The organism is Nocardioides marmotae (assembly GCF_013177455.1).
Classification (GTDB): Bacteria; Actinomycetota; Actinomycetes; order Propionibacteriales; family Nocardioidaceae; genus Nocardioides; species Nocardioides marmotae.
Window position 1 is genome coordinate 3,686,967 of record NZ_CP053660.1, and the last position, 22,329, is coordinate 3,709,295.

Here is a 22,329-nt window from a genome sequence, read left to right on the forward strand (position 1 = left end):
TCTTCTCTCTCTTGCAGCTCTTGCGATCAGAAGGTCAGGCCGCCCTCGCGGGCGCCGTCGGCCAGGGCCGCGACGCGACCGTGGTACTTGTTGCCGGCGCGGTCGAAGACGACGCCGTCGATCCCGGCAGCCTTGGCCCGCTCGGCGACGATCTCGCCGACGCGCTTGGCCTTGGCGGTCTTGTCACCGTCGAAGCCCCGCAGGTCCGACTCCATGGTGGAGGCGTACGCGAGGGTCTTGCCGACGTTGTCGTCGACGACCTGCACGGTGATGTGCTTGGCCGAGCGGGTGACGACCAGACGCGGGCGCTCGGCGGAGCCGGCGACCTTCTTGCGGCCACGGGCCTGGCGACGCAGGCGCGACTTGACCCGGGCAGCGGTGTGCTTGTTGTTCTTCAGCGAGATGGCCATGGTTACTTACCAGCCTTTCCGACCTTGCGGCGGATCTGCTCGCCGGCGTAACGGACACCCTTGCCCTTGTACGGCTCGGGCTTGCGCAACTTGCGGATCTTCGCGGCGGTCTCGCCGACGAGCTGCTTGTCGATGCCCTGGACACCGAGCTTGGTCGGACCCTCGACGTTGAACGTGATGCCCGCGGGGGCGTCGAACACGATCGAGTGCGAGTAGCCGAGCTGGAACTCCAGCTGCGTGGGGCCCTTGGACAGGACGCGGTAACCGACGCCCACGATCTCGAGCTTCTTCTCGTAGCCCTCGGTCACGCCGACCACCATGTTGTTGACCAGCGTGCGGGTCAGACCGTGCAGCGACTTGCTGATGCGGTCGTCGTCGGGACGCTTGACGTCGAGGACGCCCTCGCCCTGCTCGACCGTGATCGGGGACGCGACGGTGTGGGTCAGGGTGCCCTTGGGGCCCTTGACCGTCACCTCCGCACCGTTGATCGCCACGTCGACGCCGGACGGGACCGCGACGGGGAGCTTGCCAATACGCGACATGCTTCTAGTTCTCCTTCGCAGTTCTCGTCGTCACCAGACGTAGGCGAGGACTTCCCCACCCACGCCCTTCTGGTTGGCCTGGCGGTCGGTCAGCAGGCCCTGGCTGGTCGAGATGATCGCGACACCCAGGCCGCCGAGCACCTTCGGGAGACCCGTGTGCTTGGCGTAGACCCGGAGACCGGGCTTGCTGATCCGGCGGACGCCCGCAATGGAGCGCTCGCGGTTGCGGCCGTACTTGAGGGTGATGGTCAGCGTCTTGCCGACCTCGCCCTCAGCCGGCTCCTTGACCTCGAAGGAGGTGATGTAACCCTCCTGCTGGAGGATCTCCGCGACGCCCTGCTTGAGCTTGCTGTACGGCATCGAAACCGCGTCGTGGTACGCCTGGTTGGCGTTGCGCAGACGAGTAAGCATGTCTGCGATCGGGTCAGTCATCGTCATGGCCGTGAGGCCCTTTCTCCACCGTGGTTTCGCACCTGCATCTCAGGTGCGACCTGCAGCGATCGTTGTCGGGGGTTGATTACCAGGAGGACTTGGTCACGCCGGGCAGCTCGCCACGGTGTGCCATCTCGCGCAGGCAGATCCGGCACAGGCCGAACTTGCGGTAGACGGCCTTCGGGCGGCCGCAGCGCTGGCAGCGGGTGTAGCCGCGCACCGCGAACTTCGGCTTGCGGGCGGCCTTGACCTTGAGAGCGGTCTTCGCCATGTCAGTTCTCCTTGAACGGGAAGCCGAGCTGCTTGAGCAGCGCCCGACCCTGGTCGTCGTTGGTGGCCGTGGTCACGACCGTGATGTCCATGCCCCGCGACCGGTCGATCCGGTCCTGGTCGATCTCGTGGAACATGACCTGCTCGGTGAGACCGAACGTGTAGTTGCCACGACCGTCGAACTGCTTGGGCGACAGACCGCGGAAGTCGCGGATGCGCGGCAGCGCGATGGACAGCAGGCGGTCCAGGAACTCCCACATGCGGTCGCCGCGCAGCGTGGTGTGCGCGCCGATCGGCATGCCCTCGCGCAGCTTGAACTGCGCGATCGACTTGCGGGCCTTGGTGACCAGCGGCTTCTGACCGGTGATCGCGGTCAGGTCGCGGACAGCGCCCTCGATCAGCTTGGAGTCACGAGCGGCCTCGCCGACACCCATGTTGACCACGATCTTCACCAGACCGGGGACCTGCATGACGTTGCCGATCTCGAACTCGCTCTGCAGCGCCGGGAGGATCTCCTCGCGGTACCGCGTCTTCAGCCGCGGGGTGGTCGCGGCGGAGGTCTGGGTCTCGGTCATCAGATTTCCTTGCCGGTCTTGCGCGAGATGCGGACGCTGCGCTCAGCCTCGTAGGTCGAGCCGTCCGGGCGACGCTTGGTGACCTGGTCGCGACGGAAACCGACGCGGGTCACGCCGTCGCCCTCGACGAGCATGACGTTGGAGACGTGGATGGGGGCCTCGGCGGTGATGATCCCGCCGGTGGTGCTGGTGCCACCCTGGTTCACGGCCTTGGTGTGCCGCTTCATCCGGTTGACGCCCTCGACGATCACCCGGTCCTCCTCGCGGAAGACCTGGATGACCTTGCCCTCGGCACCCTTGTCCTTGCCTGCGATCACCTTGACGGTGTCGCCCTTCTTGATGTTCATCGCCTTCGAATTCCTACGTGCCATGGCTCAGAGCACCTCCGGCGCCAGCGAGATGATCTTCATGAACTTCTTCTCGCGCAGCTCGCGACCCACGGGGCCGAAGATGCGGGTGCCTCGCGGCTCGCCGTCGTTCTTGAGGATCACCGCGGCGTTCTCGTCGAAGCGGATGTACGAGCCGTCGGCGCGGCGGCGCTCCTTGACGGTGCGCACGATGACGGCCTTGACGACGTCACCCTTCTTGACGTTGCCACCGGGGATCGCGTCCTTCACGGTGGCGACGATGACGTCGCCGATACCGGCGTAGCGCCGACCCGAGCCACCGAGAACACGGATGCAGAGGATTTCCTTCGCACCGGTGTTGTCGGCGACCTTGAGTCGCGACTCCTGCTGGATCATCAGTTTCTCCTGGTTGTCGTGCCGGTTCTCGGCGACTCACGGTCGCCGAGCCTGGCCGAACTTGTCGTGGACCTCCCGCCGGCGGGCGGGGAGGGTGCTACTTGGCCTTCTCGAGGATCTGCACGACGCGCCAGCGCTTGGTCGCCGACAGCGGGCGGGTCTCCATGAGGAGCACGCGGTCACCGATGCCGCACTCGTTGGCCTCGTCGTGCGCCTTGAGCTTGCTCGTGCGGCGCAGGACCTTGCCGTACAGGGCGTGCTTGACGCGGTCCTCGACGGACACGACCACGGTCTTGTCCATCTTGTCGCTGACGACCAGGCCCTCGCGGACCTTGCGGGAGCTGCGCTCCACGGTCGGGGTCTGCTCGCTCATGCGGCACCATCCTCGTTGTCGGTCCCGGGAGCCGTGCGGATGCCGAGCTCGCGCTCGCGCACCACGGTGTAGATCCGGGCGATGTCCTTCTTGACCGTGCGGAGGCGACCGTGGCTCTCCAGCTGGCCGGTGGCCGCCTGGAACCGGAGGTTGAAGAGCTCCTCCTTGGCCTCGCGCAGCTTGGCCTCGAGGTCGACGTCGTTGAGCTCGTCGAGCTCGTGGGCCTTGGTGCTGTTGGCCATCAGAATTCACCCGCCTCTCGCGAGATGAACCGGCACTTCATCGGGAGCTTGTGCATCGCGCGGCGCATGGCCTCGCGGGCGACGTCCTCGGTGACACCGGAGAGTTCGAACATGACGCGGCCGGGCTTGACGTTCGCCACCCACCACTCGGGAGAACCCTTGCCGGAACCCATGCGGGTCTCGGCGGGCTTCTTGGTCAGCGGGCGGTCGGGGTAGATGTTGATCCACACCTTGCCGCCACGCTTGATGTGACGGGTCATCGCGATACGCGCCGACTCGATCTGGCGGTTGGTCACGTAGTGACCCTCGACCGCCTGGATGCCGAAGTCGCCGAAGGCGAGCTTCGTGCCACCCTTCGCAACACCGGTCCGCTTGGGGTGGTGCTGCTTGCGGTGCTTGACACGACGGGGCATCAGCATGGGGTCAGCCCTCCTGGGTCTCGGCCGGGGTCGTGGCCTGGGCGGTGTCGCCGCCGGCCGGCGCCTGGGTCACGGCCGGGGCGTCGCCGCCACGGTCGGCACGGGTAGGACGGTCACCGCGCGAGCCACGGCTCGGGCGCTCGCCGCCACGGGACGGACGGCCGCCGCGACCGGGGACACCGGCGCGGGCAGCGGCCTGGGCCTGGCGCTCGGCACGGCTGCCGGAGACCTCACCCTTGTAGATCCAGACCTTGACGCCGATCCGGCCGAAGGTCGTGCGGGCCTCGTAGAAGCCGTAGTCGATGTCGGCACGCAGCGTGTGCAGCGGGACGCGACCCTCGCGGTAGAACTCGGTGCGCGACATCTCGGCGCCGTTGAGGCGGCCCGAGCACTGGATCCGGATGCCCTTGGCACCCGAGCGCATCGTGGTCTGCATCGCCTTGCGCATCGCGCGGCGGAACTGCACGCGACCCGAGAGCTGCTCGGCGACACCCTGGGCGACGAGCTGAGCGTCCATCTCGGGGCTCTTGACCTCGAGGATGTTCAGCTGCACCTGCTTGCCGGTGAGCTTCTCCAGCTCGCCGCGGATGCGGTCGGCCTCGGCGCCGCGGCGACCGATGACGATGCCGGGACGCGCGGTGTGGATGTCGACCCGGACCCGGTCACGGGTGCGCTCGATCTCGACCTTGGAGATCCCGGCCCGCTCCATGCCCTTGGAGAGCAGCTTGCGGATCGCGACGTCCTCACCGACGTAGGACTTGTACAGCTTGTCGGCGTACCAGCGCGACTTGTGGTCGGTGGAGATGCCGAGGCGGAAGCCGTTCGGGTTGATCTTCTGGCCCATCAGGCACTCTTTCCGTTCTTCCGGGCGGTCTTCTTCTCCGCGACCACGCCAGCCGGCTGGACGACCAGGGTGATGTGGCTCGTGCGCTTGTTGATGCGCGTCGCACGACCCTGGGCGCGGGGGCGCCACCGCTTCATCGTCGGACCCTCGTCGACCTGCGCGACCGAGATCACCAGGTCGGCCCGCTCGAGGCCCTCGGTGGTCTCGGCGTTCGCGACGGCGCTCTCGAGGACCTTGTAGACGGTCTCCGAGGCTGCCTGCGGGGCGAACTGGAGCAGGGCGAGCGCCTCGTCGACGCCCATGCCGCGGACCATGTCCACGACGCGGCGCGCCTTCATCGGCGTGATCCGCTGGAAGCGAGCGCTGGCGAACGCGCCCGGCTGGTCGCCGAGGAGCGTCTCGCGGCGCGCGCTCGTGCGCTGACGTTCGGTGACACTCATCGACGGCGTCCCTTCCGGTCTTCCTTGACGTGCCCGCGGTAGGTGCGGGTGGGGGCGAACTCGCCGAGCTTGTGGCCGACCATCGAGTCGGTCACGAAGACCGGCACGTGCTTGCGGCCGTCGTGGACGGCGATCGTGTGGCCGATCATCGCCGGGACGATCATCGAGCGGCGCGACCAGGTCTTGATGACGTTGTGGGTGCCCTTGTCGTTCTCGGCGTCCACCTTCTTCATCAGGTGGTCGTCGACGAAGGGGCCCTTCTTCAGGCTGCGAGGCATGTCAGTTACTTCCTACCCTTGCCGGACTTGCGGCGACGAATGATCTGGGAGTCGGACGCCTTGCGCTTGCGCGTGCGGCCCTCCGGCTTGCCCCAGGGGGACACCGGGTGACGACCACCCGAGGTCTTGCCCTCGCCACCACCGTGCGGGTGGTCGACCGGGTTCATCACGACACCGCGGACGGTCGGGCGCTTGCCCTTCCAGCGCATGCGGCCGGCCTTGCCCCAGTTGATGTTCGACTGCTCGGCGTTGCCGACCTCGCCGACCGTGGCGCGGCAGCGCACGTCGACGAAGCGCATCTCGCCCGAGGGCATGCGCAGCGTGGCGCGGCTGCCCTCACGGGCGACCAGCTGGGCGCTGTTGCCGGCGGAGCGGGCGATCTTCGCACCGCCGCCGGGCCGCAGCTCGACGCAGTGGATGGTCGAACCGACCGGGATGTTGCGCAGCGGCAGGTTGTTGCCGGGCTTGATGTCGGCGTTCGGGCCGGCCTCGACCGCGGTGCCCTGCGTCAGGCCCTTCGGCGCGATGATGTAGCGCTTCTCGCCGTCGGCGTAGTGCAGCAGCGCGATGCGCGCGGTGCGGTTGGGGTCGTACTCGATGTGAGCGACCTTGGCCGGGACGCCGTCCTTGTCGTAGCGACGGAAGTCGATGACGCGGTAAGCACGCTTGTGACCGCCACCCTGGTGCCGGGTGGTGATCCGGCCCTGGTTGTTGCGGCCGCCCTTCTTGGGCAGCGGGCGCGTCAGCGACTTCTCCGGCGTCGTCCGGGTGATCTCGACGAAGTCGGCGACCGACGAGCCGCGGCGGCCCGGGGTGGTCGGCTTGTACTTGCGGATAGCCATGAGTCTCAGTCCTCGTTGTCAGCAAGCCCGGTCAGGAGACCGGACCCCCGAAGATGTCGATGCGGTGGCCCTCGGCGAGGCTGACGATCGCGCGCTTGGTGTCCTTGCGCTTGCCGGTGCCCGTGCGGGTGCGGCGCGTCTTGCCGGGACGGTTGATCGTGTTCACGGAGGTGACCTTGACGCCGAAGACCTTCTCGACCGCGATCTTGATCTCGGTCTTGTTGGCGTCGGGGCGCACCAGGAACGTGTACTTGTTCGCGTCGAGGAGCCCGTAGCTCTTCTCCGAGACGACCGGCGCGAGCAGGATGTCGCGGTGGTCCTTGTGCAGGGTGCTCACTGGGAGACCTCCTCGTTCTGCGCGTCGGCGGCCGGGGCCTCGACGACGGTGGCCTTGCGCTCGGAGGCGCGGGCGGCACCGGAGACGAACGCGTCGTACGCGCCCTGGGTGAAGACGATGTCGTCGGAGGCCAGCACGTCGTAGGTGTTGAGCTGGTCGACCGCGACAATGTGCACCTCGGGGGCGTTGCGCAGCGACAGCCAGGTGACGGTGTCGTTGCGCTCGAGGACCACGAGGAAGCGGCGACGCTCGCTCAGGCCGGCCAGCGCGGCGATGGCGGCCTTCGTCGAGGGCGTGGTGCCCTCCACGATGCCGTCGACCACGTGGATCCGGTCGTTGCGCGCGCGGTCCGAGAGGGCACCGCGCAGGGCGGCGGCCTTCATCTTCTTGGGGGTGCGCTGGTCGTAGCTGCGCGGCTGCGGGCCGTGGACGACGCCACCACCGGCGAACTGCGGGGCGCGGGTCGAACCCTGACGGGCGCGGCCGGTGCCCTTCTGCTTGTACGGCTTGCGACCACCACCGCGGACCTCGCCGCGGGTCTTGGTGGCGTGCGTGCCCTGACGGGCAGCGGCCTGCTGGGCGACGACGACCTGGTGGATCAGCGGGACGTTGACAGCAACGTCGAAGATCTCGGCAGGAAGGTCGACCTTGACGGTCTTGGCGGCCATGCTCAGGCCTCCTTGCCAGTAGTGAGAGCAGACTTGGCAGCCGAGCGGAGCACCACGAGACCACCCTTGGGGCCGGGGACGGCACCCTTGAGGAGGATCAGGCCCTTCTCGACGTCGACGGCGTGGACGGTCACGCCCTGGGTCGTGACGGTGTCGTTACCCATGCGGCCCGACATCCGCGTGCCCTTGAACACGTGGCCCGGCGTGGCGCAGGCGCCGATCGAGCCGGGCTTGCGGTGGTTGCGGTGGGCACCGTGGGAGGCGGAGACGCCGGAGAAGCCGTGGCGCTTCATCGTGCCGGCGAAGCCCTTGCCCTTGCTGGTGCCCGTCACGTCGATCTCCTCGCCGGCGGCGAAGGTCTCGACGGAGAGCTCCTGGCCCACGGTGTACGACGTGGCGTCGGCCGTGCGGATCTCCAGCAGGTGGCGGCGCGGGGTGGTGCCGGCCTTGGCGAAGTGCCCGGCCTTCGGCTTGGTGACCTTGCGGCCCTCGATCTCGCCGAACCCGACCTGGACGGCGTTGTAGCCGTCGGTCTCGGGCGTGCGGACCTGGGTGACGACGTTGGTCGCCGCAGCGACCACGGTCACGGGGACGACGCGGTTGTTCTCGTCCCAGAGCTGGGTCATGCCGAGCTTGGTGCCCAGCAGGCCCTTCACGTTGCGTTCGATAGTCATCTCGTCAACCTCAGAGCTTGATCTCGATGTCGACGCCGGCCGGCAGGTCGAGGCGCATGAGCGAGTCGACGGTCTTCGGCGTGGGGTCGATGATGTCGATGAGGCGCTTGTGCGTGCGCATCTCGAAGTGCTCGCGGGAGTCCTTGTACTTGTGGGGCGAGCGGATGACGACGAAGACGTTCTTCTCCGTCGGCAGCGGCACCGGGCCGGCCACGCGGGCGCCCGTGCGGGTCACCGTGTCAACGATCTTCCGCGCCGAGGTGTCGATCACCTCGTGGTCATAGGCCTTGAGCCTGATGCGGATCTTCTGTCCCGCCATAGGTCTCTCTCGTCCTTACTTCTCATCTGCCGCGTGCATGTCCCGGGACGTCCCCCGGTTTGGGTCGGTCCCGCCCTGGCCCCGCCATCCTCGACCCCGGCCCCCGCGGTCGGGCGTGTCGCGACCTCGGGGCGTGACACAGGACCGGGATCCTGCTGGGTTTCGGTGCTGGCACCCGACGGTTCGTCGGGCTGATCGGGTCTCCTGGTCCGGTGCGGCACACCGCCGACGACCGAAGCTCGTTCCGACCCGGCGGACCGGGGATGAGGAGACGCGATTCAGAAGTCAAGTTATGCCGCACCCCGGCGACCCGCCGGAGCAACCGGACCATCTTGGCAGAGAACGCGGACGGGACCAAATCCACCGGGGCACTACCTCGCTCCCCCGACGGTGGGGCGTCCGACACGCCGGTCAGGTCCTGCGGTAGCACAGGTCGGTGATCGTGCGGCCGGCCTCGACGCCCTTCCGCTCGAACCGGGTCACCGGGCGCTCGGCCCACCGCTCGACGACCCCGCCCTCGAGCGCCGGCTCGGCGTCGAGGACCTCGAGCATCTGCTCGGCGTAGTCGGCCCAGTCGGTCGCCAGGCGCCAGACCGCACCGGGGCGCAGCCGGCTGGCGGCCAGCCGCGCGAAGGCCGGGGAGACCAGGCGCCGCTTGTGGTGGCGGGCCTTGCGCCACGGGTCGGGGAAGAAGGTCCACAGCTCCTCGACCTCCCCCTCCCCCAGCAGGTGCTCCATCGACCACACCGCGTCGACCCCGCAGAGGCGGACGTTCTCGGCGCCGGCCTCGGCGAGCTTCCAGAGGGTGTCGGCGACGCCGGGGCGCCAGACCTCGAAGGCGAGCACGTCGTACGCCGGGCGGGCTGCGGCGAGCGGAGCGGTCGCCTCGCCGACCCCGGACCCGATCTCGACGATCAGCGGGGCGCGGCGCCCGAACCACTGCTCGAGGGAGAAGTCGGGCTGGTCGACCGCCTCGTCGGGGATGACCCACCGCTCCTGGTGGGCGGCCCACGCCTCGGCCTGGCGGGGGGTGAACCGGCTGCCGCGACGGGAGTAGCTGAGCACCTCGCGCATCCGCCGGCCGTCCTCGGTCAGCTTGTGGTGCGGGCGGGCGGGGGTGACGGGGCGGTCCATGGGGCGGTGTCCTCGAGGTGGGCTGGTGGGACAAGCAGATCGGCCCCGGACCACAGGGTCCGGGGCCGATCTGGTGTGTCAGGTGCGGTCAGTGACCGCGGGGATCACTTGGTGATCTTGGTGACCCGGCCGGCGCCGACGGTGCGGCCACCCTCCCGGATCGCGAACCGCAGGCCCTCGTCCATCGCGATGGGCTGGATGAGCTCGACCGACATCTCGGTGTTGTCACCCGGCATGACCATCTCGGTGCCCTCGGGGAGGGTCACGACGCCGGTCACGTCCGTCGTGCGGAAGTAGAACTGCGGGCGGTAGTTGTTGAAGAACGGCGTGTGGCGGCCGCCCTCCTCCTTCGAGAGGATGTAGACGGAGCCCTCGAAGTTGGTGTGCGGGGTCGTGGTGCCCGGCTTGATGACGACCATGCCGCGCTCGACGTCCTCGCGCTTGGTGCCACGAAGCAGCAGACCGACGTTCTCACCGGCCTGGCCCTCGTCGAGCAGCTTGCGGAACATCTCGACACCGGTGACGGTGCTCTTCTGCGAGCCCTCGCGGATGCCGACGATCTCGACGTCCTCGCCGACCTTGACGATGCCGCGCTCGATACGACCGGTGATGACGGTGCCACGACCGGTGATCGTGAAGACGTCCTCGACGGGCATGAGGAACGGCTTGTCGGTCTCACGCTCGGGGGTCGGGATGTAGTCGTCGACCGCCTGCATGAGCTCGGCGATCGAGTCGCCCCACTTGGCGTCGCCCTGGAGAGCCGGGAACGCAGCAACGCGCACGACCGGGACGTCGTCGCCCGGGAACTCGTACTCGCTGAGGAGCTCGCGCACCTCCATCTCGACGAGCTCGATGAGCTCCTCGTCGTCGACCATGTCGCACTTGTTGAGCGCGACCACCAGGGCCGGCACGCCGACCTGGCGCGCGAGCAGCACGTGCTCGCGGGTCTGCGGCATCGGGCCGTCGGTGGCGGCGACCACGAGGATCGCGCCGTCCATCTGGGCCGCGCCGGTGATCATGTTCTTGATGTAGTCGGCGTGACCCGGGCAGTCGACGTGCGCGTAGTGACGCGACTCGGTCTGGTACTCGACGTGCGCGATCGAGATCGTGATGCCGCGCTGACGCTCCTCGGGAGCCTTGTCGATGTCCTCGAACGCCGAGGCGGCGTTGAGGTCCGGGTGCTTGTCGTGCAGCACCTTGGTGATGGCAGCGGTCAGCGTCGTCTTGCCGTGGTCGATGTGACCAATGGTGCCGATGTTGACGTGCGGCTTGGTCCGCTCGAACTTCGCCTTAGCCACGGTGGGCTCCTCCTGGTGTGGTTGTTACTTGACTCGTACTAGCTGGGTGGTGCCGAGGGTCCGGTTCCCCGGGCACCGCGGTGCCCGGGGAACCGGCGAGGATCACTCGCCGCGGACCTTCTTGATGATCTCGTCGGCGATGTTCGTGGGAACCTCGGCGTACGAGTCGAACTCCATCGAGTACGACGCCTGGCCGGAGGTCTTGGACCTCAGGTCGCCAACGTACCCGAACATCTCGGACAGCGGCACGAGGGCGTTGACGACGATGTCGCCGTGACGCTCCTCCTGCGCTCGGATCTGACCCCGTCGGCTGTTGATGTCGCCGATGACCGTGCCGAGGAACGTCTCCGGCGTGGTCACCTCCACGGCGAACATCGGCTCGAGCAGGACCGGCTTCGCCATGCGAGCGGCCTCCTTGAAGGCCTGGTTGCCGGCGATCTTGAAGGCGAGCTCGGAGGAGTCGACGTCGTGGTAGGCGCCGTCCTCGAGCGAGAACTTCACGTCGACCATGGGGAAGCCGGCGAGGATGCCGAACTCCATGGCCTCCTGGCCACCCTGGTCGACCGAGGGGATGTACTCCTTGGGCACGCGGCCACCGGAGACGTTGTTGCTGAACTCGTAGCCCGCACCGGTGCCGGTCTCGGGGTCGATGTTCGGGCCGAGGGAGACGACGACCTTCGCGAACTGACCAGAACCACCGGTCTGCTTCTTGTGGGTGTAGCTGTGGTTCTTGACCTCCTTGCGGAGGGTCTCGCGGTAGGCGACCTGCGGCTTGCCGACGGTGGCCTCGACGCGGAACTCGCGCTTCATCCGGTCGACGAGGATCTCCAGGTGGAGCTCGCCCATGCCGGCGATGATCGTCTGGCCGGTCTCCTCGTCGGTCTTGACCGTGAAGGTCGGGTCCTCGTCGGAGAGCCGCTGGATCGCCAGACCCAGCTTCTCCTGGTCCGACTTGGTCTTCGGCTCGATGGCGACCTCGATCACCGGGGCCGGGAAGGTCATCGACTCGAGCACGACCTGGTTCTGCGGGTCGCAGAGGGTGTGACCGGTCTTGGTGTCCTTCAGGCCCATGACGGCGACGATCTGGCCGGCGCCGACCGACGCGATCTCCTCACGCTTGTTCGCGTGCATCTGGTAGACCTTGCCGATCCGCTCCTTCTTGCCGTTGACCGAGTTGACCACGGTCGAGCCGGACTCGAGCTTGCCCGAGTAGACGCGGACGTAGATGAGCTTGCCCAGGTGCGGGTCGGAGGCGATCTTGTAGGCCAGGCCGGAGAACGGCTCGGAGTCCGAAGGCTTCCGCGCGATCTCGACCTCCTCGTCCTTGGGCGAGTGGCCGATGATCGCCTCGATGTCGAGCGGCGAGGGCAGGTACTTCACGACCGCGTCGAGCAGGGGCTGGACGCCCTTGTTCTTGAACGCGGTGCCGCAGAGCACCGGGTTGACCTTGTCGGCCAGCGTGGCGCGACGGATCGCGGCCTCGAGCTCCTCGACGGAGAGGTCCTCGCCCTCGAGGTACTTCTCCATCACGGCGTCGTCGGCCTCGGAGAGGGTCTCGAGGAACTTCTCGCGGTACTCGGCGGCCAGGTCGGCCATCTCGGCCGGGATCTCCTCGACCTCGTAGTCCTCGCCCATCTTGGTCTCGCCGCGCCAGGTGAGGGCACGCATGCCGACCAGGTCGACGACACCGAGGAAGTCGCTCTCCGCGCCGATCGGCAGCTGGAGGACGAGCGGGTTGGAGTTGAGGCGGTCGACCATCATGTCGACGCAGCGGAAGAAGTCCGCGCCCGTGCGGTCGAGCTTGTTGACGAAGCACATGCGGGGCACGGCGTACTTGTTGGCCTGGCGCCACACCGTCATCGTCTGCGGCTCGACACCGGCCACGCCGTCGAAGACCGCGACCGCGCCGTCGAGGACGCGCAGCGAGCGCTCGACCTCGGCGGTGAAGTCCACGTGACCCGGGGTGTCGATGATGTTGATCTGGTGGTTCTTCCACCAGCAGGTCGTCGCGGCCGACGTGATCGTGATGCCGCGCTCCTGCTCCTGCTCCATCCAGTCCATCGTGGCCCCACCCTCGTGGACCTCACCGATCTTGTACGTGATACCGGTGTAGAACAGGATGCGCTCGGTGGTGGTGGTCTTGCCGGCATCGATGTGCGCCATGATGCCGATGTTGCGGACCTTGTTCAGGTCCGTGGTGATGTCGACTGCCACGTTGGATCAGCGTCCCTTGAAAGAAGTTGGGTGGTCGCAGGTGGAGCAGGAGCGGCCCGAGCCGCCCCCGCCCGAGGTCACCAGCGGTAGTGCGCGAAGGCCTTGTTGGACTCGGCCATCTTGTGGGTGTCCTCGCGCTTCTTCACCGCGGCACCGAGGCCGTTCGAGGCGTCGAGGATCTCGTTCATCAGGCGCTCGGACATCGTCTTCTCACGACGGTCCTGCGCGTAGCCGACGAGCCAGCGCAGCGCGAGCGTGGTGCCGCGCGTGCCCTTGACCTCGATCGGGACCTGGTAGGTCGCGCCGCCGACGCGGCGGGACTTGACCTCGATGGCCGGCTTGACGTTGTCCATCGCGCGCTTGAGCGTCACGACGGGGTCGGTGCCGGTCTTCTCGCGGCAGCCCTCGAGCGCGGTGTAGACGATGCGCTGCGCGACCTGCTTCTTGCCGTCCTGCAGGACCTTGGAGACGAGCTGGGAGACCAGCTGCGACCCGTAGACCGGGTCGACGTCGATCGGCCGCTTCGGGGCCGGACCCTTGCGCGGCATATCAGCTCTTCTCCTTCTTCGCGCCGTAACGGCTGCGAGCCTGCTTGCGGTTCTTCACGCCCTGGGTGTCGAGCGTGCCGCGAATGATCTTGTAGCGGACACCGGGGAGGTCCTTCACCCGGCCGCCGCGCACGAGCACGATGGAGTGCTCCTGGAGGTTGTGACCCACACCCGGGATGTAAGCAGTGACCTCGACGCCGCTGGACAGGCGCACGCGGGCGACCTTGCGGAGGGCGGAGTTCGGCTTCTTCGGGGTGGTGGTGTAGACGCGGGTGCAGACGCCACGGCGCTGCGGCGAACCCTTCAGGGCAGGCGTCTTGTTCTTCGACACCTTGTCCTGGCGGCCCTTGCGGACCAGCTGGTTAATGGTGGGCACCGGGTGGTTCCCCTTCTTGTCGACTCTCAGTACGCGGCACGGTGCTGCGCACGGTGTGTTGCTGGTTGTGCCGGGTGGTGCTCCCAACCGGCGCTGCTCGCCCCCGAGGTCGGGCGTGTCGCCCGGCATGGACCACCACCGAGGCGGTGGCGGGGGATTCTGCGAGCCGGAATCCGACGGTCCGTTCCCGCCGACTACTTCCGAGCACGCGCAACGGCCTGGTTGTCCCAGACACGAGGACCGAGGTTACCCGGCGCCTCTGTGGGGGTCAAAACGCGCGCGAGCCCACCGGACCGGGCGACGTACCACAGGACCGCCAGCGCGACGCCGACCAGGGTGATGGCGCCGCCGCCGACCAGGGTCCACCGGGCCCCGAAGGTCTCCCCCACCCAGCCGACGACCGGCGCCCCGACCGGGGTGCCGCCCATGAAGATCATCAGGTAGAGCGCCATCACCCGGCCGCGCAGCGCGGGCGCGGTGGAGACCTGCATCAAGGTGTTGGCGGCGGTGATCATGGTCAGCGCCGAGAGGCCGAGCAGCGGCATCCAGATCGCGAAGGTGAGGTACGTCGGCAGCAGCCCGGCGACGATCTCGGCCACGCCGAAGAGCACCGCCGCGCCGACCACCAGCCGCAGCCGGATGACCGGGCGGCGCGCCGCGAGCAGGGCGCCGGTGAGCGAGCCGACGGCCATGTAGGTGCCGAGCAGCCCGTACTCGGTCGCCCCCTTGCCGAACACGTCGGTGGCCATCAGCGCGGAGGTCATCTGGAAGTTCAGGCCGAAGGTGCCGACGACGAAGACCACGATGAGGACCAGCACGAGGTCCGGTCGCCCGGCGACGTACCGCACGCCCTCGCGGACCATGCCGGAGTGCCGCGCCTGGGTGGGTGCCGGGGTGAGCCGGCGCGGGTCCATGCCGCGCAGGGCCAGGATCGGGGCGAGGTAGCTGATCGCGTTGGCCATGATCACCCAGCCGGTCGCCTCCGTGCCGCCGCCGAGCGCGCCGATGAAGACGCCGGCGAGGGCCGGCCCGACGATGCGCGCGGCGTTGAAGGAGGCGGAGTTGAGCCCCACGGCGTTGGTGAGGTCGTCGGGGGTGACGATCTCGCTCACGAAGGACTGCCGGGCCGGGGCGTCGATCGCGGTGCCGATGCCGAAGACGAGGGCCAGCACGTAGACGTGCCAGACCTCGGCGACGCCGGTCGCGGCGAGCAGGCCGAGCACGAAGGCCGGCACGGCCATCATCACCTGGGTCAGCTGGAGCAGCTGGCGCTTGGGGAAGCGGTCGGCGATGACGCCCGCGAGCGGCGAGAGGAGCAGGGCGGGCAGGAACTGCAGACCGGTGGTGATGCCGACGGCGGTACCGCCGCCGTCGACCGCCAGGTGCAGCACCAACCAGTCCTGGGCCACGCGCTGCATCCAGGTGCCGGTGTTCGAGATCACCGCACCGGCGGCGTACCGGCGGTAGTTGGGGTTGGCGAGCGAACGGAAGGTGGGGCTCAAGCGTTGGCCAGTCTTTCCAGGATCGGGGCGGCCCGGCGCAGGACCGCGCGTTCGTCGGGGGTCAGCTCCCGCAGCCGCCTGGCCAGCCACTCATCGCGGCGGCGGCGGTCGGCGAGGACGGTGGCGCGGCCCTTGTCGGACAGCTCCACCACGATCTGGCGGCCGTCGGTCGCGTGGGCGCGGCGGGTGACGTAGCCGCGCTCCTCGAGGCCGTTGACCGTCCGGGTCATGCTCGGCGGCTGCACCCGCTCGGCGGCGGCGAGCTCGCCGAGGGTGAGCCCGCCGTTGCTGGACAGGCAGCCGAGGACGCCCATGTGGGCGATGGACAGCTCGTTGTCGGGATGGCGCTCCGTGGCCAACCGGCGGCGCAGCCGCATGACGGACAGCCGGAGCGCCGACGCCAGTCCGGCATCGGCGCGGGAGACCTTCTCGACAGTGGGCACGAGGTGACAACTCGTTACCCTCGCTAAGTATTCCAGGACGCACAAGAGGCCCTCCCCCGCTGGTGCCGGGGAGGGCCTCTCGGTGTCTTTCGCAGTGTGGTTCTACGGCGCGGTCACCGCGCCGCGGGCGGCGCTCAGGTGAGCAGGTCGGTGATCGGGTCGATGCCGAAGTAGAGGACGAAGAGCACGCCGACGACGGCCAGCAGCGGGTGGATCTCGCGGACCTTCCCGACGACGACCTTGATCAGGAGGTAGGCCAGGAAGCCCGCCCCGATGCCGGCGGTGATCGAGTAGGTGAACGGCATCAGCACGATCGTGAGGAACGCAGGGAGCGCGATCTCCGGGTCCGACCAGCGGATCTCGGTGACCTGCTGCATCATCAAGAAGCCCACCAGCACGAGCGCCGGGACGGCGGCCTCGGACGGGATCGCCTCCACGACCGGGGTGAAGAAGGTCGCCAGCAGGAAGAGTGCGCCGGTGACGATGGAGGAGAGCCCGGTGCGGGCGCCCTCGCCGACGCCCGAGGCCGACTCGATGTAGGAGGTGTTGGACGAGACGCCGCCCGCACCGCCGGCGATCGCCGCGACCGAGTCGACGATGAGGATCCGCTGGGTGTGCGGCGGCACGCCCTCCTCGTCGTTGAGCCCGGCCTCCGCGCCGATCGCGGTCATCGTGCCCATGGTGTCGAAGAAGTCGGCGAGCATCAGCGAGAAGACCAGCAACAGGGCGGCGATCACGCCGATCGAGGAGAACGCCCCGAACAGCGAGAACTCACCGAGCGTGCCGAAGTCCGGGACGTCGACGAACCCGTCGAAGGAGGGCACCGTCAGCGCCCAGCCGCCGAGGTTGTCCGCGGATCGCGCGCCCAGGTCGAGCGCCGCGTCGAGGGCGATGGCGACGACCGTGGCGAGCACGATCGAGATGAGGATCGCGCCCTTCACGCGGCGTACCCACAGCGCGATGAGCAGCAGCAGGCCGCCGGCGAAGACCAGCACCGGCCAGCCCTCGAGCTGGCCGGTCGTGCCCAGCTGCACCGGGACGGTCGAGTTCGCGGCGTCGGGAATGCGGGAGACGAAGCCGGCGTCCACGAAGCCGATGAGCGCGATGAACAAGCCGATGCCGACCGAGATCGCGACCTTGAGCTGGGTCGGCACCGCGTGGAAGACCGCGCGGCGGAAGCCGGTCAGCACGAGCACCAGGATCACGATGCCCTCGAGCACGACCAGGCCCATCGCGTCGGCCCAGGTCGACTGGGTCGCGACGGTGAAGGCGACGAAGGCGTTGAGGCCGAGGCCCGCGGCGAGCGCGAGCGGGAAGTTCGCGACGGCGCCCATCAGCATCGTCAGCACGCCGGCGACGAGTGCCGTGCCGGCCGCGATGGCCGGGAGGTTCGGCTCGGCGCCGCCGCCGAGGTAGTTGCCCTCGGAGTCCTGGACGTAGCCGAGGATCAGGGGGTTCAGGACGATGATGTAGGCCATCGTCAGGAAGGTCACGACACCGCCGCGGACCTCCTGTCCGACGGTCGAGCCACGTTCGTGGATGCGGAAGTAGGAGTCGATGCTCACGGCCAGCCAGCATGACAGAACCGGCGGCCCCCGGAGTACGTTGTCTCGCGTGGAGCTCCGCGACGACCAGCCGACGCAGCACGAGTTCGGCAAGCGCACCTTCCTCGTCGCCGACGTCGAACCGCTCGACGTGGACGGCGTCCGCACCGTCGAGGTCGGGGTGGCGCTGTGGTTCGTCGGCTTCCTCGCGCTCCTCCCCTTCTACGGCCGGCTGGACGACGCCGGCCGCGGCTGGTGGCTGTGGACCTGCCTGGCCGGCTTCGGGCTCGGCCTGCTCGGCCTGGAGTACTGCCGCCGCCGCCGCCGGGCACGCCTGGCCCGCGACGAGGCCGCGTGAGCGGTCCGGGTGACCGGCCCGTCCCACCCGCGACGCGGTGGGCGCTGGCCGGACCGGCACGGGGCGGGTACGCCGAGAACTTCGCGCGGCTGGTCGCCACCGGCGCCGACGTCGACGGCGAGGCGCGCCTCGCCGACGCGCTCCTCCCCCGCGGGGCCCGCGTCCTCGACGCCGGCGCCGGGATGGGCCGGGTCGCCGCCGCGCTGCGCGAGCGCGGCCACGAGGTGGTGGCGGTCGAGCCGGACCCCGCGCTGGTCGAGCAGGCGCGTCGTACCTATCCGGGCCTGGAGGTCCTCGAGGCCGACGTGCTCGCCCTCTCCCCCGACGACGTCGGCACCTTCGACCTGGTCGTCTGCGTCGGGAACGTGCTCGTCTTCCTCGCCGAGGGCACCGAGCGGCAGGTGCTCGCGCGGCTGCGCTCGCTGCTGCGCCCCGGCGGTCGCATCCTCGCCGGCTTCCACCTGCGCGGCGCTCCCGCCGCCGCCCGGCACTACCCGCCCGAGGAGCTCGTCGCGGACGCCGAGGCCGCCGGCCTGCGGGTCGACCTGCGCGTCGGCAGCTACGAGCTGCACCCGGCGAACGACGAGTACGCCGTCTGGCTGCTCTCGGCCGCCGACTGACCCGGCCGGCGCTGCAGCAGTGCCACCTCGACCCTGCACGGGTGCCACCTCGACCCTGCAGGAGTGCCACCTCGACCCTGCAGGAGTGCCACCTCGACCCTGCACGGGTGCCACCTCGACCCTGCAGGAGTGCCACCTCGACCCTGCAGGAGTGCCACCTCGACCCTGCAGGAGTGCCACCTCGACCCTGCAGGAGTGCCACCTCGGCGGTGGGTCAGAAGCGCTCGAGGTCCTCGAGGGTGATCGTGTCGATGACCGGCTCGGGGAGCGGCAGGGGCTCGTGCTTCTTGGCGAGCCGGACCTCGGAGTGGGCACCGCAGCCGTGGTCGAAGGAGACCACCTTGCCGTCGTCGTTGGCGTCGCCGTTGGCGCAGACGCCGAACATCTCCGAGAGCGGGCCGTTGATCCGGAGCAGGAAGCCGCAGGTGGTGCAGGAGTCGGGCGCAGCCTGGGCCAGCGGGGAGGACGGGCCCTGGTCGCCGTCGTACCACCGCTGCGCGGCGGCGTCGCGGCCCTCCGGGGAGAGCGTGCGGACCCGGCCGAGGCCGAGGTCCTGGGCGACCTGGCGGACCTGGGCGCGGTCGTCGGCGTCGAGCGGGTCGTCGCCGTAGGAGTAGGTGGGGACCAGGCGCGGGTCGTCGTCCTCGACCGGCAGCAGGTCGCCGGGCCCGAGGTCGCCGGGCTGGATCCGCTCGCGGTAGGGCACCCACGGCGGCGCGACGATCGCGTCCTCGCCGGGGACGAGGACGACCTCGTCGACGGTGATGTGCTTCTGGCGGGGCGCCCGGGTCACCGTCACCGACCAGCGCCAGCCGCGGTAGCCCGCGCGCTCGCAGGCGAACAGGTGGGTCACCAGCCGCTCACCCTCGACCACGTGGCCGAGGTGCTCACCGACGTCCGCGGAGCCGACCTCGTCGAGGAGGGCGGCGCGGGCGACGTCGACGGCCGCCACGGCGGCGGAGTCGGGCTTGGCGCGCACGAGAGTCGTCACGCCCCGCAGTCTGACTGATCCGGGACTCGGGTGCCATCTCGGGGGCGGGTGTCGGCGGCGGCGCCCAGGACCGGCACGGCAGGATGGGGCCCATGACGTCCGAGCGTCCCGAGCCCGGCCCGGCCCCGGACGGGGACACCCGCCCGCCGGCCGGGGCACGCCACCTCGGGGCCGGTCTCGGGGCCGGTCTCGGCACCGGCGCCCGTGCGACCGTGCGCGGCGTGGCGGCGGCGGGCCGGGCGACCGGGCGCGCGAGCCGGTACGTCGGCCGGCAGGCCAGCCGGGCCGCGAACGCCGAGGGCGCGGGCGAGTCGGGGCTGGCGCGCCTGATCCAGATGCACTTCTTCAACACCGCCGGCGACGCCGCGGTCGCGATCTCGCTGGCCGGGTCGCTGTTCTTCCAGGTGCCCTCGGGCGAGGCGCGCGGGCAGGTCGCGCTGTTCCTCGGCCTGACGATGCTGCCGTTCGCGGTGGTGGCGCCGCTGATCGGCCCGTTCCTCGACCGGTTCGCCCACGGGCGGCGCTGGGCGATCGGCGCGACGATGGCGATGCGGGCGTTCCTGTGCTGGGCGCTGGCGACCTCGGTGACCGGAGACTCGCCGTGGCTCTTCGCCGCGGCCCTCGGCGTGCTGGTCTCCTCCAAGGCCTACGGCGTGACCCGCGCCGCCGCCGTGCCGCGCCTGCTCCCGGCGGGCTTCACGCTGGTGCGGGCCAACGGGCGGGTCAGCCTCGCCGGCATCATCGGCGCCGCGGTCTCCGCCCCGCTGGCCGGGCTGGCGTCGCTGGCCGGGCCGGAGTGGAGCCTGCGCTACGCGTTCCTGCTGTTCGTGGTGGCCACCGTGTGCGCCATCCGGCTGCCGGCCGCGGTCGACTCCAGCGTCGGCGAGGGCGACCTGGTCCTGCGCGGCGACAGCGACGCCGAGCCCGGGCGGCGCACCCGCACCCGCATCCCCCCGGCGGTCGCCTTCGCGCTGCGGGCCAACTGCGGGCCGCGGTTCCTCTCCGGCTTCCTGCTGATGTACATGGCGTTCCTGCTGCGGGAGAACCCGCCGGCGACCTCGCTGTCGGCGGAGCTGATGATCGCCCTGGTCGTCGGCGCGGCCGGCGCCGGCAACACCGCCGGCGTCGCGGCCGCCTCGATGCTGCGGCGGATCAACCCGGCGGTCGCGGTCGTCGTGGTGCTCCTCGCCGACCTGGTCGCGATCCTGCTCGCCACGCTGTTCTACGGCGTGCTGTGGCTGGCCGTCCTCGGCCTGACCGCCGGCCTGGCGCAGACGCTCGCGAAGTTCTGCCTCGACTCCACGATCCAGCGCGACATCGCCTCGCGCGTCCAGGCCAGCGCCTTCGCGCGCAGCGACACGACCCTGCAGCTGGCCTGGGTGGTCGGGGGCTTCCTCGGCATCGCGCTGCCGCTGGAGCCCGCGCGCCTCGGCCTCGGGGTGGCCGTCGCGGTGCTCGGCTGCTGGACGGCGTACGTCCTCATCGGCGGTCGGTCCGCCGCGCGCCGCGACGCGGCCCTGCGGCAGTACGACGGGCCCCCGGCGACGGCCGCGGACCCGGAGCCGGCCGCTGACCCGGCGCCGGCGCCGGCGGAGGCCTCGTCGGTGGCCTACGACGACATGCCGGACACCCAGCCGATGCCGCGACTGCCCCGCGACGGGTCGGCCTGACCCCGGCCGATCCTGGCGGAGCGAGGCTTCTAGAGCTCCAGCTCGTCGGCGAGCGCCCGGAGCAGCTTGGCGGTCGGGGCGGCCGTGCGCGCGTCGGGGTGCCGGCCGTGCCGGTAGCCCTCGCCGATCCCGTCGAGCAGCCGGATCAGGTCCTCGACGATCGGGCCCATCTCCTCGGGCGACTTGCGCCGCGCGGCCTGCTGCTTGCGCGAGACCGACGCCGGCTTGTCGAGGATCCGGACCTGGAGCGCCTGGTCGCCGCGGCGGCCCTGCGCGATGCCGAACTCCACGCGCGTGCCGGGCTTGACCGTGTCGACGCCGTCCGGGAGGGCGTCGGCGTGGACGTAGACGTCCGGCCCGTCCTCCTGGGACAGGAAGCCGAACCCCTTGCCCGCGTCGAACCACTTCACCTTGCCAGTGGGCACGGTCTGACCTCTTCTGCTCGCAGCGCACCGGCGACCTGCCGGGCGACGGCACAGCCTACGAGGCCGGGCAAGGCCGGTTCCAGCGGTGTCGCCGGGCCGGCCGGCCCCGCTCAGCGCCCGGTCGTCCCCGCCGCGGGCGCGGCGGCCCCGAGGTGGGCCTCGAGCCAGGCGGGGAACTCGGTGAGGCTCCCGAGCACCACGTGGGTGCCGGCGGCGCGCAGCTCCTCCTCGGTGCAGCCCCCGGTCAGCACCGAGACGCTCAGCGCGTCGGCGGCCAGCGCGCCCTCGACGTCGTGGACGTGGTCGCCGACGTAGATCGAGGCGCCCTCGCGGATCATCACGTCGGCCTTGCCCACGCCCCACACCCAGCCCTCGAGGTGGTCGACCTCGAGGCCGAGGTGGTCGAGGTGGAGGCGGGCGTTGTCGGGGAACTTGCCGGTCACCACGATGGTCCGACCGCCCCGGCGGCGTACGGCGTGCAGCGCCTCGCGGGCGCCCTCGAGCAGCGGGACGGACGCGATCGCGTGGTCCGGGTAGCGCGCCCGGAACCGGTCCCCGGCGGCGGGGATGGCCTCGGCGGGCAGGTAGGGCGCCAGCAGCAGGTCCAGCGGCGGGCCGAGCCGCGCGGTCATCTCCTCCACCGGGAAGTCGACGCCGAGCTCCGCGCCGAGCGCGCGGAGCACCGAGCCGAAGCCCGGGACGGTGTCGATGAGGGTCATGTCGAGGTCGAAGCCGACCACCAGGCGGTCGGCCGCAGGAGGCACGGCGGGCACCCGGCGAGGGTAGTCCGCGTGCCCC

At 70.1% G+C, this 22,329-nt stretch carries 32 protein-coding genes; 3 read left to right on the forward strand and 29 right to left on the reverse strand.

From position 1 onward, the window contains the following. Positions 1-26: 26 nt before the first annotated feature. The 26 genes from rplR to HPC71_RS17570 form a co-directional block, all read right to left on the reverse strand. Positions 27-410, reverse strand: coding sequence for a 50S ribosomal protein L18 (gene rplR, locus HPC71_RS17445; protein ID WP_154615519.1), 384 nt, complete (start codon positions 408-410; stop codon positions 27-29). Between the two features lie 2 nt (positions 411-412). Next, positions 413-952 (reverse strand): 50S ribosomal protein L6, encoded by a 540-nt coding sequence (gene rplF, locus HPC71_RS17450; RefSeq protein ID WP_154615517.1) that lies wholly within the window; start codon positions 950-952, stop codon positions 413-415. A gap of 30 nt (positions 953-982) precedes the next feature. Then, positions 983-1,390, reverse strand: a complete 408-nt coding sequence (gene rpsH / locus HPC71_RS17455; RefSeq protein ID WP_154615515.1) for a 30S ribosomal protein S8 — start codon at positions 1,388-1,390, stop codon at positions 983-985. Between the two features lie 79 nt (positions 1,391-1,469). Further along, on the reverse strand, positions 1,470-1,655 hold the full coding sequence (locus tag HPC71_RS17460; RefSeq protein ID WP_011757321.1) for a type Z 30S ribosomal protein S14: 186 nt from the start codon (positions 1,653-1,655) through the stop codon (positions 1,470-1,472). A 1-nt stretch (position 1,656) separates the two neighbouring features. Beyond that, positions 1,657-2,229 carry a 50S ribosomal protein L5 gene (gene rplE / locus HPC71_RS17465; protein ID WP_154615513.1) on the reverse strand — a complete coding sequence of 191 codons (573 nt, stop codon included), beginning with the start codon at positions 2,227-2,229 and terminating at the stop codon, positions 1,657-1,659. After that, positions 2,229-2,600: a 50S ribosomal protein L24 gene (rplX, locus tag HPC71_RS17470; protein ID WP_216656446.1), complete on the reverse strand. Its 372-nt coding sequence runs from the start codon at positions 2,598-2,600 to the stop codon at positions 2,229-2,231. Before rplX ends, rplE begins: the two co-directional genes overlap by 1 nt. A gap of 3 nt (positions 2,601-2,603) precedes the next feature. Further along, positions 2,604-2,972, reverse strand: coding sequence for a 50S ribosomal protein L14 (gene rplN / locus HPC71_RS17475; protein ID WP_090849740.1), 369 nt, complete (start codon positions 2,970-2,972; stop codon positions 2,604-2,606). Between the two features lie 97 nt (positions 2,973-3,069). Then, positions 3,070-3,345 carry a 30S ribosomal protein S17 gene (rpsQ, locus tag HPC71_RS17480; protein WP_154615511.1) on the reverse strand — a complete coding sequence of 92 codons (276 nt, stop codon included), beginning with the start codon at positions 3,343-3,345 and terminating at the stop codon, positions 3,070-3,072. Continuing rightward, positions 3,342-3,587: a 50S ribosomal protein L29 gene (rpmC, locus tag HPC71_RS17485; protein WP_154615509.1), complete on the reverse strand. Its 246-nt coding sequence runs from the start codon at positions 3,585-3,587 to the stop codon at positions 3,342-3,344. Before rpmC ends, rpsQ begins: the two co-directional genes overlap by 4 nt. Continuing rightward, positions 3,587-4,006 carry a 50S ribosomal protein L16 gene (gene rplP / locus HPC71_RS17490; protein ID WP_154615507.1) on the reverse strand — a complete coding sequence of 140 codons (420 nt, stop codon included), beginning with the start codon at positions 4,004-4,006 and terminating at the stop codon, positions 3,587-3,589. The genes rpmC and rplP overlap by 1 nt, the downstream gene beginning before the upstream one ends. A 4-nt stretch (positions 4,007-4,010) precedes the next feature. Next, positions 4,011-4,850, reverse strand: a complete 840-nt coding sequence (gene rpsC / locus HPC71_RS17495) for a 30S ribosomal protein S3 (protein ID WP_154615505.1) — start codon at positions 4,848-4,850, stop codon at positions 4,011-4,013. After that, positions 4,850-5,290: a 50S ribosomal protein L22 gene (gene rplV, locus HPC71_RS17500; RefSeq protein ID WP_154615502.1), complete on the reverse strand. Its 441-nt coding sequence runs from the start codon at positions 5,288-5,290 to the stop codon at positions 4,850-4,852. Before rplV ends, rpsC begins: the two co-directional genes overlap by 1 nt. Further along, a complete protein-coding gene (gene rpsS / locus HPC71_RS17505; RefSeq protein ID WP_154615500.1) occupies positions 5,287-5,568 on the reverse strand; it encodes a 30S ribosomal protein S19 in 282 nt (93 codons plus the stop codon). The genes rplV and rpsS overlap by 4 nt, the downstream gene beginning before the upstream one ends. Before the next feature lie 5 nt (positions 5,569-5,573). Further along, positions 5,574-6,410, reverse strand: coding sequence for a 50S ribosomal protein L2 (gene rplB, locus HPC71_RS17510; protein WP_154615498.1), 837 nt, complete (start codon positions 6,408-6,410; stop codon positions 5,574-5,576). Positions 6,411-6,441: 31 nt separating this feature from the next. Continuing rightward, positions 6,442-6,747, reverse strand: a complete 306-nt coding sequence (gene rplW / locus HPC71_RS17515) for a 50S ribosomal protein L23 (protein ID WP_171896989.1) — start codon at positions 6,745-6,747, stop codon at positions 6,442-6,444. Next, positions 6,744-7,415: a 50S ribosomal protein L4, sunset domain variant gene (gene rplD, locus HPC71_RS17520; RefSeq protein ID WP_154615496.1), complete on the reverse strand. Its 672-nt coding sequence runs from the start codon at positions 7,413-7,415 to the stop codon at positions 6,744-6,746. Before rplD ends, rplW begins: the two co-directional genes overlap by 4 nt. 2 nt (positions 7,416-7,417) lie before the next feature. Continuing rightward, a complete protein-coding gene (rplC, locus tag HPC71_RS17525; RefSeq protein ID WP_154615494.1) occupies positions 7,418-8,089 on the reverse strand; it encodes a 50S ribosomal protein L3 in 672 nt (223 codons plus the stop codon). Between the two features lie 10 nt (positions 8,090-8,099). After that, entirely contained in the window at positions 8,100-8,408 is a 309-nt protein-coding gene (gene rpsJ / locus HPC71_RS17530) for a 30S ribosomal protein S10 (RefSeq protein ID WP_154615492.1), read from the reverse strand. 411 nt (positions 8,409-8,819) lie between these two features. Continuing rightward, complete coding sequence (gene trmB, locus HPC71_RS17535) at positions 8,820-9,542, reverse strand: tRNA (guanosine(46)-N7)-methyltransferase TrmB (protein WP_154615490.1); 723 nt, start codon at positions 9,540-9,542, stop codon at positions 8,820-8,822. 104 nt (positions 9,543-9,646) lie between these two features. After that, positions 9,647-10,840: an elongation factor Tu gene (tuf, locus tag HPC71_RS17540; protein ID WP_171896990.1), complete on the reverse strand. Its 1,194-nt coding sequence runs from the start codon at positions 10,838-10,840 to the stop codon at positions 9,647-9,649. A gap of 102 nt (positions 10,841-10,942) precedes the next feature. Further along, positions 10,943-13,054, reverse strand: a complete 2,112-nt coding sequence (gene fusA / locus HPC71_RS17545; RefSeq protein ID WP_171896991.1) for an elongation factor G — start codon at positions 13,052-13,054, stop codon at positions 10,943-10,945. Positions 13,055-13,131: 77 nt separating this feature from the next. Then, positions 13,132-13,602 carry a 30S ribosomal protein S7 gene (gene rpsG / locus HPC71_RS17550; RefSeq protein WP_154615488.1) on the reverse strand — a complete coding sequence of 157 codons (471 nt, stop codon included), beginning with the start codon at positions 13,600-13,602 and terminating at the stop codon, positions 13,132-13,134. 1 nt (position 13,603) lies between these two features. After that, positions 13,604-13,978 (reverse strand): 30S ribosomal protein S12, encoded by a 375-nt coding sequence (rpsL, locus tag HPC71_RS17555; protein ID WP_028636428.1) that lies wholly within the window; start codon positions 13,976-13,978, stop codon positions 13,604-13,606. Between the two features lie 194 nt (positions 13,979-14,172). Next, positions 14,173-15,480, reverse strand: coding sequence for an MFS transporter (locus HPC71_RS17560; RefSeq protein WP_154615486.1), 1,308 nt, complete (start codon positions 15,478-15,480; stop codon positions 14,173-14,175). Next, entirely contained in the window at positions 15,477-15,923 is a 447-nt protein-coding gene (locus HPC71_RS17565; protein ID WP_253943763.1) for a MarR family winged helix-turn-helix transcriptional regulator, read from the reverse strand. The genes HPC71_RS17560 and HPC71_RS17565 overlap by 4 nt, the downstream gene beginning before the upstream one ends. Positions 15,924-16,057: 134 nt before the next feature. Continuing rightward, complete coding sequence (locus HPC71_RS17570; RefSeq protein ID WP_154615741.1) at positions 16,058-17,494, reverse strand: NCS2 family permease; 1,437 nt, start codon at positions 17,492-17,494, stop codon at positions 16,058-16,060. Between the two features lie 43 nt (positions 17,495-17,537). On the opposite strand from HPC71_RS17570, the gene HPC71_RS17575 reads away from it, so the two are divergent. Next, positions 17,538-17,825: a DUF2530 domain-containing protein gene (locus HPC71_RS17575; RefSeq protein ID WP_253943764.1), complete on the forward strand. Its 288-nt coding sequence runs from the start codon at positions 17,538-17,540 to the stop codon at positions 17,823-17,825. Further along, positions 17,822-18,445, forward strand: coding sequence for a class I SAM-dependent methyltransferase (locus tag HPC71_RS17580; protein WP_171896993.1), 624 nt, complete (start codon positions 17,822-17,824; stop codon positions 18,443-18,445). Before HPC71_RS17575 ends, HPC71_RS17580 begins: the two co-directional genes overlap by 4 nt. A 214-nt stretch (positions 18,446-18,659) precedes the next feature. Here HPC71_RS17580 and HPC71_RS17585 read toward each other — a convergent pair whose 3' ends face one another. Beyond that, positions 18,660-19,436, reverse strand: coding sequence for a DUF3027 domain-containing protein (locus tag HPC71_RS17585; protein ID WP_216656448.1), 777 nt, complete (start codon positions 19,434-19,436; stop codon positions 18,660-18,662). 92 nt (positions 19,437-19,528) lie between these two features. Between HPC71_RS17585 and HPC71_RS17590 the strand changes: the two genes are divergently transcribed. After that, the gene (locus HPC71_RS17590) at positions 19,529-21,106 is read left to right on the forward strand and encodes an MFS transporter (RefSeq protein WP_154615482.1); all 1,578 of its coding nucleotides are present in this window, start codon (positions 19,529-19,531) and stop codon (positions 21,104-21,106) included. A gap of 29 nt (positions 21,107-21,135) precedes the next feature. On the opposite strand, the gene HPC71_RS17595 is transcribed toward HPC71_RS17590, so the two are convergent. Beyond that, positions 21,136-21,531, reverse strand: coding sequence for a cold-shock protein (locus HPC71_RS17595; protein WP_171896994.1), 396 nt, complete (start codon positions 21,529-21,531; stop codon positions 21,136-21,138). A gap of 110 nt (positions 21,532-21,641) precedes the next feature. Continuing rightward, on the reverse strand, positions 21,642-22,304 hold the full coding sequence (locus tag HPC71_RS17600) for an HAD family hydrolase (protein WP_253943766.1): 663 nt from the start codon (positions 22,302-22,304) through the stop codon (positions 21,642-21,644). Between the last annotated feature and the right edge of the window lie 25 nt (positions 22,305-22,329).